Annotated in this window: 17 protein-coding genes; 9 read left to right on the top strand and 8 right to left on the bottom strand. The window is 39.4% G+C overall.

Annotation, left to right across the window (positions count from 1 at the left end; all coding sequences use genetic code 11):
- Nucleotides 1-15 precede the first annotated feature (15 nt).
- Both FTU02_RS03345 and FTU02_RS03350 read left to right on the top strand, forming a co-directional pair.
- Nucleotides 16-465, top strand: a complete 450-nt coding sequence (locus tag FTU02_RS03345; protein WP_373684200.1) for a MarR family winged helix-turn-helix transcriptional regulator — start codon at nucleotides 16-18, stop codon at nucleotides 463-465.
- The gene (locus FTU02_RS03350) at nucleotides 449-1,648 is read left to right on the top strand and encodes an MFS transporter (protein WP_180155798.1); all 1,200 of its coding nucleotides are present in this window, start codon (nucleotides 449-451) and stop codon (nucleotides 1,646-1,648) included. Before FTU02_RS03345 ends, FTU02_RS03350 begins: the two co-directional genes overlap by 17 nt.
- Before the next feature lie 7 nt (nucleotides 1,649-1,655).
- Here the strand turns inward: FTU02_RS03350 and FTU02_RS03355 are convergent, their stop codons facing one another.
- Nucleotides 1,656-2,642, bottom strand: coding sequence for a GlxA family transcriptional regulator (locus FTU02_RS03355; RefSeq protein ID WP_180155800.1), 987 nt, complete (start codon nucleotides 2,640-2,642; stop codon nucleotides 1,656-1,658).
- Between the two features lie 122 nt (nucleotides 2,643-2,764).
- Between FTU02_RS03355 and FTU02_RS03360 the strand changes: the two genes are divergently transcribed.
- Nucleotides 2,765-4,552, top strand: a complete 1,788-nt coding sequence (locus tag FTU02_RS03360; RefSeq protein ID WP_180155802.1) for an acyl-CoA dehydrogenase — start codon at nucleotides 2,765-2,767, stop codon at nucleotides 4,550-4,552.
- Nucleotides 4,553-4,707: 155 nt separating this feature from the next.
- On the opposite strand, the gene FTU02_RS03365 is transcribed toward FTU02_RS03360, so the two are convergent.
- The 5 genes from FTU02_RS03365 to FTU02_RS03385 all read right to left on the bottom strand — a co-directional run bounded on the left by FTU02_RS03365 (nucleotide 4,708) and on the right by FTU02_RS03385 (nucleotide 10,083).
- Nucleotides 4,708-5,310: a nitroreductase family protein gene (locus FTU02_RS03365; protein ID WP_180155804.1), complete on the bottom strand. Its 603-nt coding sequence runs from the start codon at nucleotides 5,308-5,310 to the stop codon at nucleotides 4,708-4,710.
- Between the two features lie 205 nt (nucleotides 5,311-5,515).
- A complete protein-coding gene (locus FTU02_RS03370; RefSeq protein ID WP_180059608.1) occupies nucleotides 5,516-6,007 on the bottom strand; it encodes a hypothetical protein in 492 nt (163 codons plus the stop codon).
- A gap of 361 nt (nucleotides 6,008-6,368) precedes the next feature.
- Nucleotides 6,369-7,763, bottom strand: coding sequence for a class II fumarate hydratase (gene fumC / locus FTU02_RS03375; protein ID WP_180155806.1), 1,395 nt, complete (start codon nucleotides 7,761-7,763; stop codon nucleotides 6,369-6,371).
- A gap of 198 nt (nucleotides 7,764-7,961) precedes the next feature.
- A complete protein-coding gene (locus FTU02_RS03380) occupies nucleotides 7,962-8,969 on the bottom strand; it encodes an SDR family NAD(P)-dependent oxidoreductase (RefSeq protein ID WP_180155808.1) in 1,008 nt (335 codons plus the stop codon).
- 517 nt (nucleotides 8,970-9,486) lie between these two features.
- Nucleotides 9,487-10,083, bottom strand: a complete 597-nt coding sequence (locus FTU02_RS03385; RefSeq protein WP_180026274.1) for a phosphatase PAP2 family protein — start codon at nucleotides 10,081-10,083, stop codon at nucleotides 9,487-9,489.
- A gap of 302 nt (nucleotides 10,084-10,385) precedes the next feature.
- Here FTU02_RS03385 and tusD point away from each other — a divergent pair, with 302 nt between their 5' ends.
- From tusD to FTU02_RS03405, 4 genes are read left to right on the top strand one after another with little or no spacing between them, the layout of a single operon-like run.
- On the top strand, nucleotides 10,386-10,754 hold the full coding sequence (tusD, locus tag FTU02_RS03390) for a sulfurtransferase complex subunit TusD (protein ID WP_180155810.1): 369 nt from the start codon (nucleotides 10,386-10,388) through the stop codon (nucleotides 10,752-10,754).
- A gap of 45 nt (nucleotides 10,755-10,799) precedes the next feature.
- Entirely contained in the window at nucleotides 10,800-11,150 is a 351-nt protein-coding gene (locus FTU02_RS03395) for a hypothetical protein (protein WP_078193833.1), read from the top strand.
- A gap of 13 nt (nucleotides 11,151-11,163) precedes the next feature.
- Entirely contained in the window at nucleotides 11,164-11,451 is a 288-nt protein-coding gene (locus FTU02_RS03400) for a DsrH/TusB family sulfur metabolism protein (protein ID WP_180011417.1), read from the top strand.
- A gap of 48 nt (nucleotides 11,452-11,499) precedes the next feature.
- Nucleotides 11,500-11,811, top strand: coding sequence for a TusE/DsrC/DsvC family sulfur relay protein (locus tag FTU02_RS03405; protein ID WP_111884335.1), 312 nt, complete (start codon nucleotides 11,500-11,502; stop codon nucleotides 11,809-11,811).
- 82 nt (nucleotides 11,812-11,893) lie between these two features.
- Here the strand turns inward: FTU02_RS03405 and FTU02_RS03410 are convergent, their stop codons facing one another.
- Complete coding sequence (locus FTU02_RS03410; RefSeq protein ID WP_078191046.1) at nucleotides 11,894-12,373, bottom strand: helix-turn-helix domain-containing protein; 480 nt, start codon at nucleotides 12,371-12,373, stop codon at nucleotides 11,894-11,896.
- Between the two features lie 149 nt (nucleotides 12,374-12,522).
- Entirely contained in the window at nucleotides 12,523-13,422 is a 900-nt protein-coding gene (locus tag FTU02_RS03415) for a LysR family transcriptional regulator (protein WP_180078900.1), read from the bottom strand.
- Between the two features lie 97 nt (nucleotides 13,423-13,519).
- Here FTU02_RS03415 and FTU02_RS03420 point away from each other — a divergent pair, with 97 nt between their 5' ends.
- Together FTU02_RS03420 and FTU02_RS03425 are read left to right on the top strand one after the other, a co-directional pair.
- On the top strand, nucleotides 13,520-13,972 hold the full coding sequence (locus FTU02_RS03420; protein ID WP_180120265.1) for a CidA/LrgA family protein: 453 nt from the start codon (nucleotides 13,520-13,522) through the stop codon (nucleotides 13,970-13,972).
- Nucleotides 13,969-14,679 (top strand): LrgB family protein, encoded by a 711-nt coding sequence (locus FTU02_RS03425; RefSeq protein ID WP_180026276.1) that lies wholly within the window; start codon nucleotides 13,969-13,971, stop codon nucleotides 14,677-14,679. The genes FTU02_RS03420 and FTU02_RS03425 overlap by 4 nt, the downstream gene beginning before the upstream one ends.
- Nucleotides 14,680-14,713: the final 34 nt, after the last annotated feature.

The raw sequence follows: 14,713 nt of genomic DNA on the forward strand, positions 1-14,713 counted from the left end.
TTACCCTAGTTAACTATCATGAATTCCACATTAGGTTTCCGCTCTTCACTTCTACGCTGTGCGCGTTTGATGAGTGATGAAATCAACACGATTTTATTGCCCTATCAATTGAACTATTCACTTTGGCAAGTCATGTTTGTCATCCGTGAAAAAACCGCTTGTACATCTATTGAAATTGCGGAATATTTAAATGTATCCAAGCCATCCATCACTAAGCGTGTCAAAATTCTTGCACAGATGGATATTTTGAGTCATGTACAAACTGACGATAAACGTCAAAAGAAAATGATGCTCAGCGAGACTGGACGTGAGTTATTTCAGCAATGTGCAAAAGACATAGATGCCTTTGAGCAGCGCCTGATCGCGCCATTAGCTAGCCAAGATATCCAACATTCCATTCAAATTTTACACCGTCTCATGCAAGAACTTGAACAAAGCACTGTAGGTGATGATCATGCAAGATAAAGCACCACTTTGGACTCGAAATTTTATTTTAGTCAGCGCCATTAACTTCCAATTGGTTTTAACCTTTTATCTCTTGGTTGTGGTGATCGTGGGCTATGCGGTGGCTGAATTGGGTGCGACTACAGCCCAAGCAGGTTTAGTTTCAGGCTTGTTCATTGTCGGCACATTGGTCGGGCGTTTATTGGTGGGTAAGTTCCTAGAACGTTTTGGTCGTAAAACAACACTGATCGTTGGTTTAATTGGCTTTTTAGTCTTTTCTGGTTTTTACTTCATTCAGTTTGGCGTCGGCATGTTGCTTTTCATACGCTTTATGCATGGCTTTATGATGGGTATTGCATCAACAGTGCTGGGTACCTTAATTGCCCAAATCTTACCAGCGACACGTCGCGGTGAAGGCATTGGCTACTACAGCATGAGTAGTACGTTAGGTACGGCTATTGGGCCATTTCTTGCCATTTGGATGATGTTACATATTGGTTATCATGCGATTTTTATCGTTTCTACGATTATCGCATTGAGCTGCCTATTGGTTGCCTTGCTGATTCAAGTGCCCGATTTACCCAAAATCAATAAACCCCTCGATACTGTTGAAGCTGTCAAAAAACCAAGTTGGATTGCTCAATTTGTAGAGCCTAAAGCATTACCGATATCGTTCATCATGCTTTTCGCTTCAATCTGCTATTCAGGTGTTTTATCTTTCATTAACTTCTATGCCAAAGAAATCGATTTGGTTGAAACAGCCTCGTTTTTCTTTTTGATGTATGCCATTGCGATTTTAATTTCTCGCCCATTTACCGGCCCGTTGATGGACCGTAAAGGTGAAAATGTAGTGATCTACCCTGCTTTTGTGATTATGGGCGTGGCATTGGTATTACTCAGCATCACTCAGAGTTCATGGATGCTTCTACTTTGTGCAGGCCTACTTGGACTCGGTTATGGCAATATTCAGTCGGTCTGCCAAACAGTTGCGGTAAAAAGTGCGCCGCTTGAACGTATGGGCTTTGCCACTTCGACTTTCTTTATCTTTTTGGATGCCGGCTTAGGCTTTGGACCATACTTTATCGGTAAATTGCTCGACCATATTGGCTACTCACAATTGTATTTGTATAGCGCATTTGCTGCCTTTGCATGTATTGGCGCCTACTATATTTTACATGGTCGTTATACTGTTCGAACTGCTTAAACTATAGCTAAACATCAAATCGTCGGCTGAAACGTCGACGATATTCTAAGGGGCTCAGCCCCGTTTTTTTCTGAAATAACCGTCGAAATGAGCTTGGATCACTATAGCCGACCTCTCGCATAATCAGATCTAAAGCGTGTCCCGTTTCTTCTAAACGCTTTCGTGCAGCTTCAATCCGTATTGATTGTAAGTATTGATTGGGAGGAATATCCAAAGCCGCTTTAAAATGTCGAATCAATGTCCTCGTTGTCACATTAAACTGCGCCGCAAGTTCATCTAAGACAATATTTTCATGATAATGCTGTTCTAACCAATCTTGAACTTTTTGCACCAAACCATCCTGATGCGGTTTAGATATTTTCAATAATGAATAGGACAACTGACTGTCACGACGATAATCCAGTACAAATGATTTTGCAGTATGGATTGCCGTTTCAAAACCATAAAAACGTTCTATTAGGTGTAGTCCCAAATCAAACCATGCTAAGCCGCCGCCTGCACAGTAAATATTTTGGTCATGGCTAATGAGCTGATCTACATTCAGTTTGACCAAAGGATAGCGTTCACGAAACATTTGCTGAAAGCCCCAATGCGTCGTTGCCTGCTTACCATCTAAAAGCCCTGCTTCTGCCAGAAAAAAATTACCCGTACAATTTCCTGCGATCAGTCCGCTTTGTAATTGACGAGTTTTTAATAACTCGATCAGTGCTGCATTTTGCGCTAAAACATCTAAGATCGGTGCGCCTATCGTTGGAACAATGATGATATCTGCATCTGTTATTTCAGAAAATGCTAAATCTGCATAAAGCTTGATGCCATTAATACATTGCACTGCTTGACCATGTTGTGAGGCAATTTTAACCTGAAATAGCCGCTGCACATTTTGTTTTTGAATCCGGTTCCAACTGACTCCCGCCATTGCAAAGAGATCAACAACCCCAGTAATCGCAGAAGCCAAAGCACCATCAAATGCTAAAATTATGATTTTCTTCATTTAAAGTTCAAATTATCAAAATGTCATTTTTGACTTATTAAGTGTCATTATTGACAATTCTATATCTAAAAATCAACTGCTAGGCTTAAGCCATAAAATTCGACCCGATTAGAGATTGATCAATGGCGCAGTTAATCAATGACAAAGATTTAAATTTTTTGCTATTTGACGTGTTTAAAGCGCAAGACTTAACGCATTACCCACGTTTTGCTGAACATGATGCTGAAACCTTCAAAAGCATCCTAGAAACTGCACAAGGTATTGCTCAAGACTTTTTTGCACCCCATAACGCAACAGCCGATCAAAACGAACCTACGTTTGATGGTCAACAGATTAAAACTATTACAGAAGTCAAAACGGCATGGAAGCAATTTGCAGATGCAGGTCTGCTTTGTGCGCAGCATGATTATGATGCAGGCGGTATGCAACTACCGACTTTGATCAATATGGCTGCAAATGCCTATTTCATGTCAGCAAATCCTTCATCAGTAGCTTATTCATTTCTAACCGCTGCGGCTGCAAATGTAATTCAAGCTTTCGGTACGATTGAACAAAAAGATATGTTTGTACCGCATATGTTCAGTGGTCGCTTTGCAGGAACGATGGCCATGACTGAACCTGATGTGGGTTCATCTTTAGGTGATTTGACCACAAAAGCTATACCGCAAGCCGATGGTACCTACCTCATCAAAGGCCAAAAGATGTTTATTTCAGGGGGTGACCAAGACATCACTGAAAATATCGTGCATTTGGTCCTTGCTCGCATCCAAGATGCACCTCAGGGCGTGAAAGGTATATCGCTATTTATTGTTCCGAAGTTTAAAACCCTGAGCGATGGTTCACTTGCAGATGCCAATGACGTACAACTGGCTGGCTTATTGCATAAAATGGGCTACCGAGGTACAACATCGACAATACTGAGCTTTGGTGAAAAAGACCAATGTACAGGCTATCTGATTGGTGAAGCAGGTGCTGGTCTTAAATATATGTTTAAGATGATGAATGAAGCACGAGTCGGTGTCGGCTTAGGTGCAGCCATGATTGGATACCGTGGCTATTTAGAATCGCTCGAATATGCCAGAAACCGTCCACAAGGCCGCTTAGTATCAGATAAAAATCCTGCTGCGAAACCTGTCAATATCATTCAACATACAGATGTTAAACGGATGCTTTTGGCGCAAAAATCCTATGTGGAAGGCGCACTTGCATTATGCCTATTTGCTGCACGTTTAATTGATGAACATCAAGCCGCTAACAATGAAGACAGCGCGTTGTTATTAGATTTGATTATCCCTGTCGTCAAATCATTCCCTTCTGCCTATGGACCCAAAGCCAATGATTTAGCCATCCAAGTTTTAGGTGGTGCGGGCTATACCCGTGAGTATCCGCTTGAACAATGCTATCGCGACAATCGCTTAAATCCGATCCATGAAGGTACATTTGGGATTCAGTCTTTGGATTTATTGGGTCGTAAGCTTTGGCAGCACAACAGCAAAGGTTTGATGCTGTTATTACAACGTATGCAAAATACGATTGATCAAGCTCAACATCCAAAAACGGAAGCGCTTGCAGCGATTTTTTCAGCGCATTTAAACACGGTGAAGAAAACCACACAAAGTTTGGGACAAGTCCTCGCCCAAGGTCGTGTCGATCAGGCGCTGGGTAATTCTGCATTGTATCTAGACATGATGGGCAAAGTTATCATTTCATGGTTATGGCTTGAAATGGCTAATCAAGCCCTAGTGAAATTTGAACATTCAGATTTAGCTGAAGATCAACAATTCTTAGCCGGTAAATTACAAGCCGCGCAATATTTTATCCGCTGGGAGTTACCTGAAATAGAACATCAAGCCAAGTTATTGCTAGAACTTGATGATACTTGTCTCAACATGCAAGAAAGTTGGTTCTAGCCACCCGTTTAGCTCAGTCCTCAATGGGCTAATCTGGACAAGGTTTTCACGGATGAAAATCTTGTCCAACCCTATCTATTTCAATAAAAAGAATAATAAAAAAGGAACTTATTTTTCGTTCCTTTTTTATCGAAATTGTGTGTTATACACTGCAATTATTGAAAGACTTTAAAACGAGCAGCATCATCCATATAACCTTTTTCTTTCGCTTCACCTTCCACTGAACCAAAAACCAATTGAGCACGAAGTTTCCAATGCCCAGGAATTTCCCATTCCGCATGCACTTGTTCATCCACAATTGGGTTGTAATGCTGTAGTGATGCGCCTAAACCTTCGGTGTGTAACGCAGTCCAAGTCGCAAATTGGGCAATGGCAGTTGAATGCTCTGCCCAAATCGGAAAGTTTTCTGCATAAGACGGAAACTGTGCTTGTAGACTACTGACCACATCTAAATCTTCAAAGAACAAAACCGTACCTAAACCTGCTGCAAAACTTGCCATTTTCGCAATCGTCTTCGCAGCACTTTCTTCATCTTTTGCATAAGATTTTAATTTGTCAGCGACTAAGCCCCAAAATTTTTCGCTTTCACCATTAAATAAAATAACAGCACGAGAAGATTGTGAATTAAATGAAGACGGGCTTTGTTTAATCGCTGTTTGGATCAAATCAGTTAAATATTCTGTGCTTTGGCTTACATTGTCCCCAATAGCATAAATAGTACGACGTTTGCTTATCAGGTCAATAAACTGATTTGACATATAAAATGGTCCTTTAGAATATAATGTGCAGATGAGTCAGATACATTTGGAATGATAAGTATCGCTACTTTCCAAATGTTGGAATGCTTCACTTGCTTGATGGGTCACTATGAAACAGTCACTTGTCGAAGTAAATCTGAAGTTCTGCTGTACATATAAAAAATCCTCCTAAGCGGAGGATTTTTCGACTAAAACCTTATGAAGTTTAGAATTTTGCTTCTAGCACATTCGCTGACACTTTGTTTTTCCAAAGCTCACGTAAAGTCGGTAGATAGAATTTTTCACCTAGCTCGACCAACTCTGCATCAATCAAACCATGAACTTCGTGCATGAATAGATAATCTAGTTCAACAGTTTGTAATTTTGACTGTGCTTTTTTATATTCTTTGCGCTTTTGCTGTGCTTTTTTTACCAAGTTATCTGCATAAGCACGGTCTTTATATTGGGCAATAGCATTCAAACGTAGTTCGATTACGCCCCAACCACTGAGTAGCAATTTAAATTTTTCAAAATCTGTCGTTGTCGATTCCCAGCTCATTTCTTCTAGATTTTCATTTTCAGGCAAAACTGGTAGCAAAAGCTCCATAACACTTGGGAAAATCTTTTTAAAATTCAAAACAAATTTAACAGGATGCTCGCCCGGATAGTCTTTAAATTGAACGTTCTTTTGGACATCTGTCAAATAGATGGTGAGCATTAGGGGAAATCCTTAAATAAAACACTGTCTTGCAAATATTTATTCAAACAAATGTCAAATAGCAACGAAAACAGAAAAAGAAAGGCATTTTAACAAGTGTGCCAATGAATTCAAAGCCCAATCCAATGAATTGCTCGCTTAATCATCAGGCCTTTCTTCATTTTGTTCGTTCCCCTATTTTTAATAAATCGTCTGGTTTCTATACATACATTTCAAGATGAATATGAATCCAAAGAATCTGTGTTAGGCAATAACTAGTTGAAAAATAATTCAATCATATATCCAATAAAAAGAGAGGCTGAATATGAATCAGCCCCTCTTTTTATTTTCAAACACTCTAGATGAATGATCTCAAAACAATTTATTTGGTATTGGGTGAAACCATTTGCTCAGGACGAACCACTTCATCAAATTGCTCTGCAGTGACTAAACCGAGTTCTACCGCAACTTGCTTTAGAGTTTTACCTTCTTTATATGCAGTTTTAGCAACTTTCGCAGCATTTTCATAACCAATTACAGGATTGAGTGCCGTAACTAACATTAATGAATCATGTAAGAAATGATCGATTTTTTCACGGTTTGGCTCAATGCCTACTGCACAGTGGTCATTAAAGCTATTACATGCATCACCGAGGAGTTGAATAGATTGCAATAAGTTAAAGGCAATAACCGGCATAAACACGTTTAATTCAAAGTTACCCGATGCCCCAGCAACATTAATGGTTGTGTCATTTCCAAGTACTTGAGCAACCACCATCGTCATAGCTTCACTTTGAGTTGGATTAACCTTACCTGGCATGATGCTTGAACCTGGTTCATTTTCTGGAATGCGTAGCTCACCAAAACCACAGCGTGGGCCACTGGCTAACCAGCGCACGTCATTGGCGATTTTATTTAAACTTACAGCAAGTGTTTTTAACGCCCCCGATGCAAATACAGCAGCATCACGTCCTGCAAGTGCTTCAAATTTGTTGGGTGCAGTGACAAATGGCAGACCCGTTTGTTTCGCAAGTTCTGCTGCTGCTTTTACAGCATATTCAGGATGTGCATTCAGACCTGTGCCGACCGCTGTTCCGCCTAGTGGTAATTCATACAGTCCTTCTAAAGCTTGATTTAAACGCTTCAAACCATGATCGAGCTGTGAAACATAGCCGCTAAACTCTTGGCCTAATGTTAAAGGCGTTGCATCCTGTAAATGTGTACGGCCAATTTTAACAATATCTTTAAAATCGTTAGATTTAGCTTCTAAGGTATTACGCAGTTTTGTTACTGCAGGAATTAAAAGCTCATTGATTTGTAGACTTGCAGCCACATGAATTGCGGTTGGGAATGAATCGTTGGTCGATTGCGCACGATTGACATGATCATTTGGATGGACAGGTTTTTGTGAGCCCAACGGATTACCCAGTTTTTGATTGGCAATATTGGCAATTACCTCATTACAGTTCATGTTACTTTGCGTACCTGAACCAGTTTGCCAAACTACCAGTGGAAATTGTGCATCCCACTGTCCTGAGATCACTTCTTCGGCTGCATTGACGATATAACCAGAAAGTTCCTGAGGGATTTGACCCAATGCTGCGTTGGTAAGCGCTGCTGATTTTTTAACGAGACCCATTGCACGAATCATTGGACGTGGTAAACGTTCACCACCAATTTTAAAGTTTTGCAAACTACGCTGTGTTTGTGCACCCCACATCGCATCGCTAGGTACTTCAACATCGCCCATTGTGTCATGTTCAATACGTGTTTGCATAAATGACCTCATATCCTTATCTATAAACTTGAACGTCTTTGCAGAATCAAATTCTGCTGATAAATACAGTTTAGGTAACTTGTTTAGCCTTGTAAATAATAACCATTATCAATTATAAGTGGTTTATTTGATAATCTTTATCGTGATTTTATAAAGAAAATCATGCACGACGATTAAAATTACCCAATACAAGACGAGTTAATTCCCTCTTAATGTTTGTTGATAGAAACGCCATTCATCTTCTAGCATTTTCTTTAAATCTTGTTCAGGCTGCCAATCAAAAGTACTTTTCGCTTTCTGTGTACTTGCCCCAAGCTGGTCATATTCATGGCTTGGGTAAAAACTAGATTCGACCGTCTTAATCTCGGCCTTAGTTACTTCTGAAAGCGTATCTAATAGTTGCTGTATCGAAACCAACTCACCTGAAATATTAAAAGCCTCACAGGCGAATTGCTGCTGCGACAACCATTGCAAACATTGCCACACCGCCTTACAACAGTCGAGTACATGCACGAAACTCCGTTCCACAGTACCATCTTCAGTTTTAGCTTGTTTGCGAAGTTCGATAAAATCTCGTTGTAAAGCCCCAACTTGCATCGCTAGTGGCACGATATTTTTTGGCAATGGCGCTACAAACTCGCCTAAAACTGCATGTTCGAATGCACCTGCGACGTTTCCTAAACGCAAAATCGCAATTTTCCACTCATTATCAGTACGTGCCGTATCCCGTATAATTTCTTCCACCATTTGTTGAGATTTCACATAGGGATTTGGATAGGTAAAATTGATTTCTGTGTCTTCTGTTAATTCTGCCGACGACTGTCCATATACCGCTAAACTTGATAAATGGATCAGTGTTCGTACACCTGTTCGCTGCATAGCACGCAGCAAACTCATGATACAACTGACATTATCATTATAATATTCAAGTGGTTTAAGGACGGATTCTTCCAATGACTTAAAGCCTGCCGTATGAATGACAGCATCGACGGTATATTGTTCAAATACTTTATTGAGTGCGGGAGTATTTCGAATATCGAGTTTGACAAAAGGTACATACATGCCTGAAATAAATTCTAGTCGTTCAAGTGTTTGTAAATTTGCATTGGATAAATTATCCACAATAATGACTTCTTGACCTTGAGCCATTAAACTCAAGGCTATATGTGAGCCTATAAAGCCTAAACCACCAGTCACTAAAATCATTGTTTAGATACTCCTTATAGTTATCAAGCTTTTACAACTCTTTGGCATCATCTTGAAGTAGTCACCAACTTTTCTACAGATCAAAATTATTAAACCTCGCCTCAGCATTTTCCATGAGCCGAACAATCTGCAAGAGCATTCTAGTTTTATCTTACTGCTTTGGAATTTTGACTGTGTTGCAGTTATGAATATTAACTGTATTTGATTTACGACAAATGACCTCGCTAGCCAATCAATTTTGAAGAAATCTCAAGATTACGTGGTATTTGAGTGAACGCTTTTAGAAGAAGATATTTAAAAAAATTCGCACTACTAAATATTTGATGTAGGACAGTCGAACTAGAAAACACCTGCTGGAATGAGCAAATGGAATTGAGCAGTCTGACTATTTTTTGAGGTATAGAATCTGGATGTGAACGCCAGATGAATCATCATAAATATTCATCTGGCAAGATGTTGGCAATGTAACTATAACAGCAGCAAACGTTTGAAATCGCAAATATCTAAGGAACTTAATTTAGCGGATATAGCCTTTTTTAATCATGGCTGAGAATAGGAACTCGTAAACTTTTAATATCATGCTCACCAAATGAAAACCATAGCTTCGCCATAAAGACAGTCCGACAAAATTAAGCAAAACAGCGATGATCAACGCGCCCGCCATATCCATTGGATAATGCACACCTAAATAGACTCTCGACCACGCCACAAGAAAAGCGAATGCTAGAAATACATAGCCGACGGTTTTTTGCTTTGAAAATATATAAGAAAATGCAATCGTACTAAAAAACAGCATGTGATCACTCGGGAATGATCCATTCGGTGAATGTTCTATAATCGTGCGTCCAACATCCAAGACAAAGGGTCTAGGATAGTAAAAGAAACTTGAAATCACTTGGCTGATTAGAAATGCGACAATTGTAAAAACAGTGGCTTTAACGATTTGTTTTTTGGTGTCAAAACTGCCCTTAAACCAAGCCAAAAACATCAAAAGAATCACGATATAAAATAGATCATTGGCTATAAATATGGCAAAAGAAATAGTGAAATCTAAAGCATTGTCCGATGCATTGATTGAATTAAATAAACTTAAATTAAATTTCTCTATATTCATGAGATGGTTTAAAAAATGAAAAGATCATAGCACTCTGTAAAATCAAAAATTGCGTTTTATTCATATAAAGATTATTCAGTATGTAACCGCACAGTTTATTTATGAAAAAGTGATGGCTCGAGGCTGAATCCAAAATAAACCAAAAGTTATATTTGAAGAAAAATTGGCAATGACTTCGCTGCCTAAATAAGCAAAACTTTGCAAATATTCAGATCATTGAGTAAATCATTGTATACTAGCTTTTTCTTCTGAACTCAGAACAAACTGTCGATCTAGACCGTTTATTCATTTAGTGAATTTCGATGAGTACTCTATTACTAATTACCTCCTCACCCACTACGATATTGGCTTGGCATGCTTTGGGTCTTGCCCAAGCGCTGAAACAGAAAGGCGAAAACTTTCGGGTTTTTTTCTATCAAGATGCTGTAAATGTCGCAAATGCCCTGCAATGGGTGCCAGATGATCAACGCAAACTCAGTAGTGAATGGCAAAAACTCGGCATTCGTTTACCTGTTTGCGTAAGTGCAGCTCTCGCACGTGGGATCACAGATCAGGAAAATGCACAGCGTCACAATATTCAGCAACATAATCTAGCTGAGCAATTTGAACTTGTGGGCCTAGGCGAACTTGCCGATGCCGTACAAACTGCTGACCGTTTATTGCAATTCTAAAAATTTTTATTGCCGCGCATTTGTAGCATTGAAAAGGAAAATTACGTGAAATCTGTACTGGTTGTTTTAACCCATGCAAATCTTGCAAGCTTACAAGTACATGAAAGTCTTTCTGCGACCATGGTGCTTGCAACCTTCGGTTGTGACGTAAAAGTGTTGCTCAAAGATGCTGCGCTAAGCTTACTTCAAGCAGAACAAGAGTTTAGTCAGCTCAAGCATGCGTTTAAACTCGCATCCAACATGGTTGATAGCTTTGAGTTTTATGATCTCACTCCGATTTATATTGAACAAAAAAATTCACAGCATCCATTTGTAATCAACAGTGAACAAGAACTTGAGTTTGTTCAATTCAATACTGAATTAATTCAACAATTTGATCATGTGCTGTATTGGTAAAAGAGGAATGATGATGTCAAATTCTACGCTGTATTTAGTCCAAGCCAGCTATGCCAATACCCTACAGCACATCCAGCAGTTAGCCAGTTTAATCAACCCTGAAGATGTGATCATCTTGATGGGTGAAGCAGTCTTACATATTGCAGATGAACAAATTCAGCAATTTGGCACATGTTATGTACTTGAAAATGATGCTGAGATTTTAGGTAAAATTATGAATTATAGTCATATGAAAGTAATCGACTATGCCGCTTTTGCTGATCTATGCCTGAGATTTAAAAGATGTATTTCACTCAAATAATTTGAGTAAAAGCGATCCATTTCTACAATCTTCTCTTTTGGAATGAATATGAATCTTGAATTAGACCAAGATGGCCATTTGGTGGATTACACTATTTGGAATGAAGCTGTTGCCCAAGAACTGGCTAAAAGTTTAGAGCTTGAGTTAAGCCCTTGGCATTTTGAAGTTTTACAAGCTGTACGACAGTTTTATCAACAGTTTGGTCACTCACCGGCAACTCGCCCACTCATTAAATTTTTAATGAAAACGGTGAGCGCTGATATTAATAATGCGGTGTTACAAGACAAATTTAACACGGGTTTGGTCGCTCGGCATTTAAGTCGTTTAGCGGGAATCCCTAAGCCTGCAAATTGTTTGTAATTTTAAAGCAATCTAAATACCGCTTAGGCTATTTTGGCTAAACAGATGCAAATTAACATCTTGAAGAAAGCCATAAAACAGCTTAGGCAGGTTTTAATTGGTTGAGAGCGATGTAATAGGCTTGGGTAAATATCGGTTTGACCTGTTTGGCTTGGATCGGTTCAGCACAACATGAGCACACCAAAACCGGTTTAAATTTTTGCCCACATGCCTGATGCACATATTCAACAGGTGATCCTAAGCCCTGATCCATATATTGATCAGCCCAATGGGTCATAGCTAGAAGGATGGGATACAAGTCTAAGCCTTTTTGAGTCAGCCGATATTCAAACCGTTCCTGACGCTCGACATAAGCAACTTTGGTTAAAATACCTTCTTCAACCAAACGCTTTAATCGGTCAGATAACACATGACGCGTCACACCGAGATTTTGTTGAAAGTCATCAAAACGTCGAATGCCCATAAATGCATTACGGATAATCAACATCGTCCAACGATCCCCTAGCACTGAAAGTGCACGAGCGATTGAACACGGTTGTTGACCAATATCATCCCATTTCATTTTATGAACCATCAAAAATAACGACCAACACCCAATTTAATTCATGCCTGTTGATTTTGCAAAATCCTTTTCAATAATCTTTGATGTACAAATCATAAATCCACCATCGTTTCAACGCATTCATTTTATCTGCTTGATCTGTAAATGAACTAAAAATGTATTTTGTCTTTATTGTCCTCAATTATTTCTAGCCATGCACGCGTTGCGGGACTCATGGCAACAGTGGTATTCCAGGCCATACTGAGTTTCCAGTCTAGGTTTGGATTTTCTAATTCAGCCATATGGTATTTTGCCGCATCAAGTTGTTCACAATAAATTTTAGGCAGGAGTGCAATCCCGACATTTGAATCTACCATTTTGGCGATGAAGTCCCACTGGCTACTTTTACACACTACATTGGGCTCAAATCCGACGTAATTTGCCGCCTGTATAATGATGTCATTGAGTGTGAAGGTATCGTCATACAATAAAAAGGATTCTTCTTTTAATTCAATCAACGAAACGTTTTTTCGCTTACGCCACTGTGAGTTTTTTTTAGATAATAAACATAAAGGTGACTCCATCACTGGAATACCACTTAACACCGGTTTCAAGTGACCCAAAATGATCCCGACATCGACCTGTTTTTTTAAAATGGCATTTTCAATACCTGTTGCCCCTACCTCAAAAAAGCTCAATTCAATATTCGGGTATTTTTTATGAAACAGCGCGATTAACTGACTAAACATCACCGATGCCAATGGCGGTAAACCTAGAGTCAATTTACCTTGTTTTAAGGCACGAACTTGGGTGACTGTATCAAGCATCCGTTGTTGTTCATTCAATATCACTAAAGCATGCTGATAAATCTGCTCTCCCATATAGGTGAGCTGCGCTTCCCTTTTACGCCCTGCTTCACCTTTATGAAATAAAGGCACGCCGATCTCATCTTCTAACTGACGAATTAATTTACTAATGGTCGGCTGAGTGACAAAAAGCGCTTCTGCTGCATGACTAAAACTCTGTTTTTGTACGATGGTCACAAAGACTTTTAGGCTTTTAATGTCCATTATTATTCCATTCAAGCATAATTAATAATTAATTATTCATAATTATACAGGTTATGCACTTTTAAAATAGCGTCATCTCCTATTCTGCTGTTGTCTCATGGATACGTTTCCACAATCTACTTCCAAATTTACCCAGTTTCTTAAAACTTTAGCGCAGATAAGTTTATTGATATTGATCTGGTGGATCGGCTCTTGCATTCAATCATGGTTTAACTTGCCGATCTCTGCTGGCGTGATTGGTTTATTGCTGCTATTAGCTGCATTGTTGAGTGGTTTATTTAAAATGCAGTGGGTCAAACAAGGCTCAGATTTTATTTTGGCTGAGCTGGTTCTATTCTTTATCCCCTGTGTAGTTGGATTAATTAAATATCAAGATTTATTACTCAGCTCTGGCTGGCAGTTAATTTTAGCCGTGGTACTGGGTACCGTCTGTGTCATGGTGTTTACAGCATTTACGGTTTATTGGGGCTTTAAACTCGAGGCAAAACTTAAAGCGAAACACCAAACTGCGACAGATCATGATGTCAACACAGCAGGAAAAACCTTATGAACGATTTTGGGTTGAACAGCATCTCTGTATTGTTTTTCGTCCTGACCCTAATCGGTTATATTTTGGCGAAAAAGCTACATCGTAAGTTACCGTATATGGTTCTTTCCCCTGCACTATTCGTCCCGTTTGTGCTGATTATACTCATGCTTTGCTTTCATATTTCATATGACACCTATATGCAAGAAAGCCAATGGATTGTATGGATGCTCGGCCCTGCCACTGTGGCCTTTGCTATTCCCATCTATGAATATCGGCAAATTATCCGTCAGCATGCGCTGAGCATTAGTTTAGGCATCGTGATTGGCATGTTAGCTGGGATTATTAGTGCTTTTTATTTGGCACAGTTGTTTCAGTTTGACCAAGAAACGTCTTATAGCTTAATGGCACGTTCCATTTCTACGCCCTTTGCCATGGAACTTACCTCGAATATTGGAGGTTCAGTAGAATTGGTGATTCTATTTACCATGATTACTGGGATTGCCGGCGTGGCTATGGCTGACCTAGTTTTGGCTGGGCTTAAATTGCATTCACGCTTTGCACAAGGTGCGGCTCTTGGCAATGCTGCACACGGATTTGGTACAAGTAAAGCATTATCACGTCATAAAGAAGAAGGTGTTGCAGCCTGCTTGAGCATGGTACTTGCTGGAGTATTTATGGTATTGCTTGGGCCATCGCTTATTCATTTAGTCATTTATCTATTGGGATAAATAAAAAGCCCAGTGCAGTCTCTGGGCTTTTTAA

Source organism: Acinetobacter sp. YH12045 (genome assembly GCF_013419925.1).
In the GTDB taxonomy this organism is placed as follows: Bacteria; Pseudomonadota; Gammaproteobacteria; order Pseudomonadales; family Moraxellaceae; genus Acinetobacter; species Acinetobacter amyesii.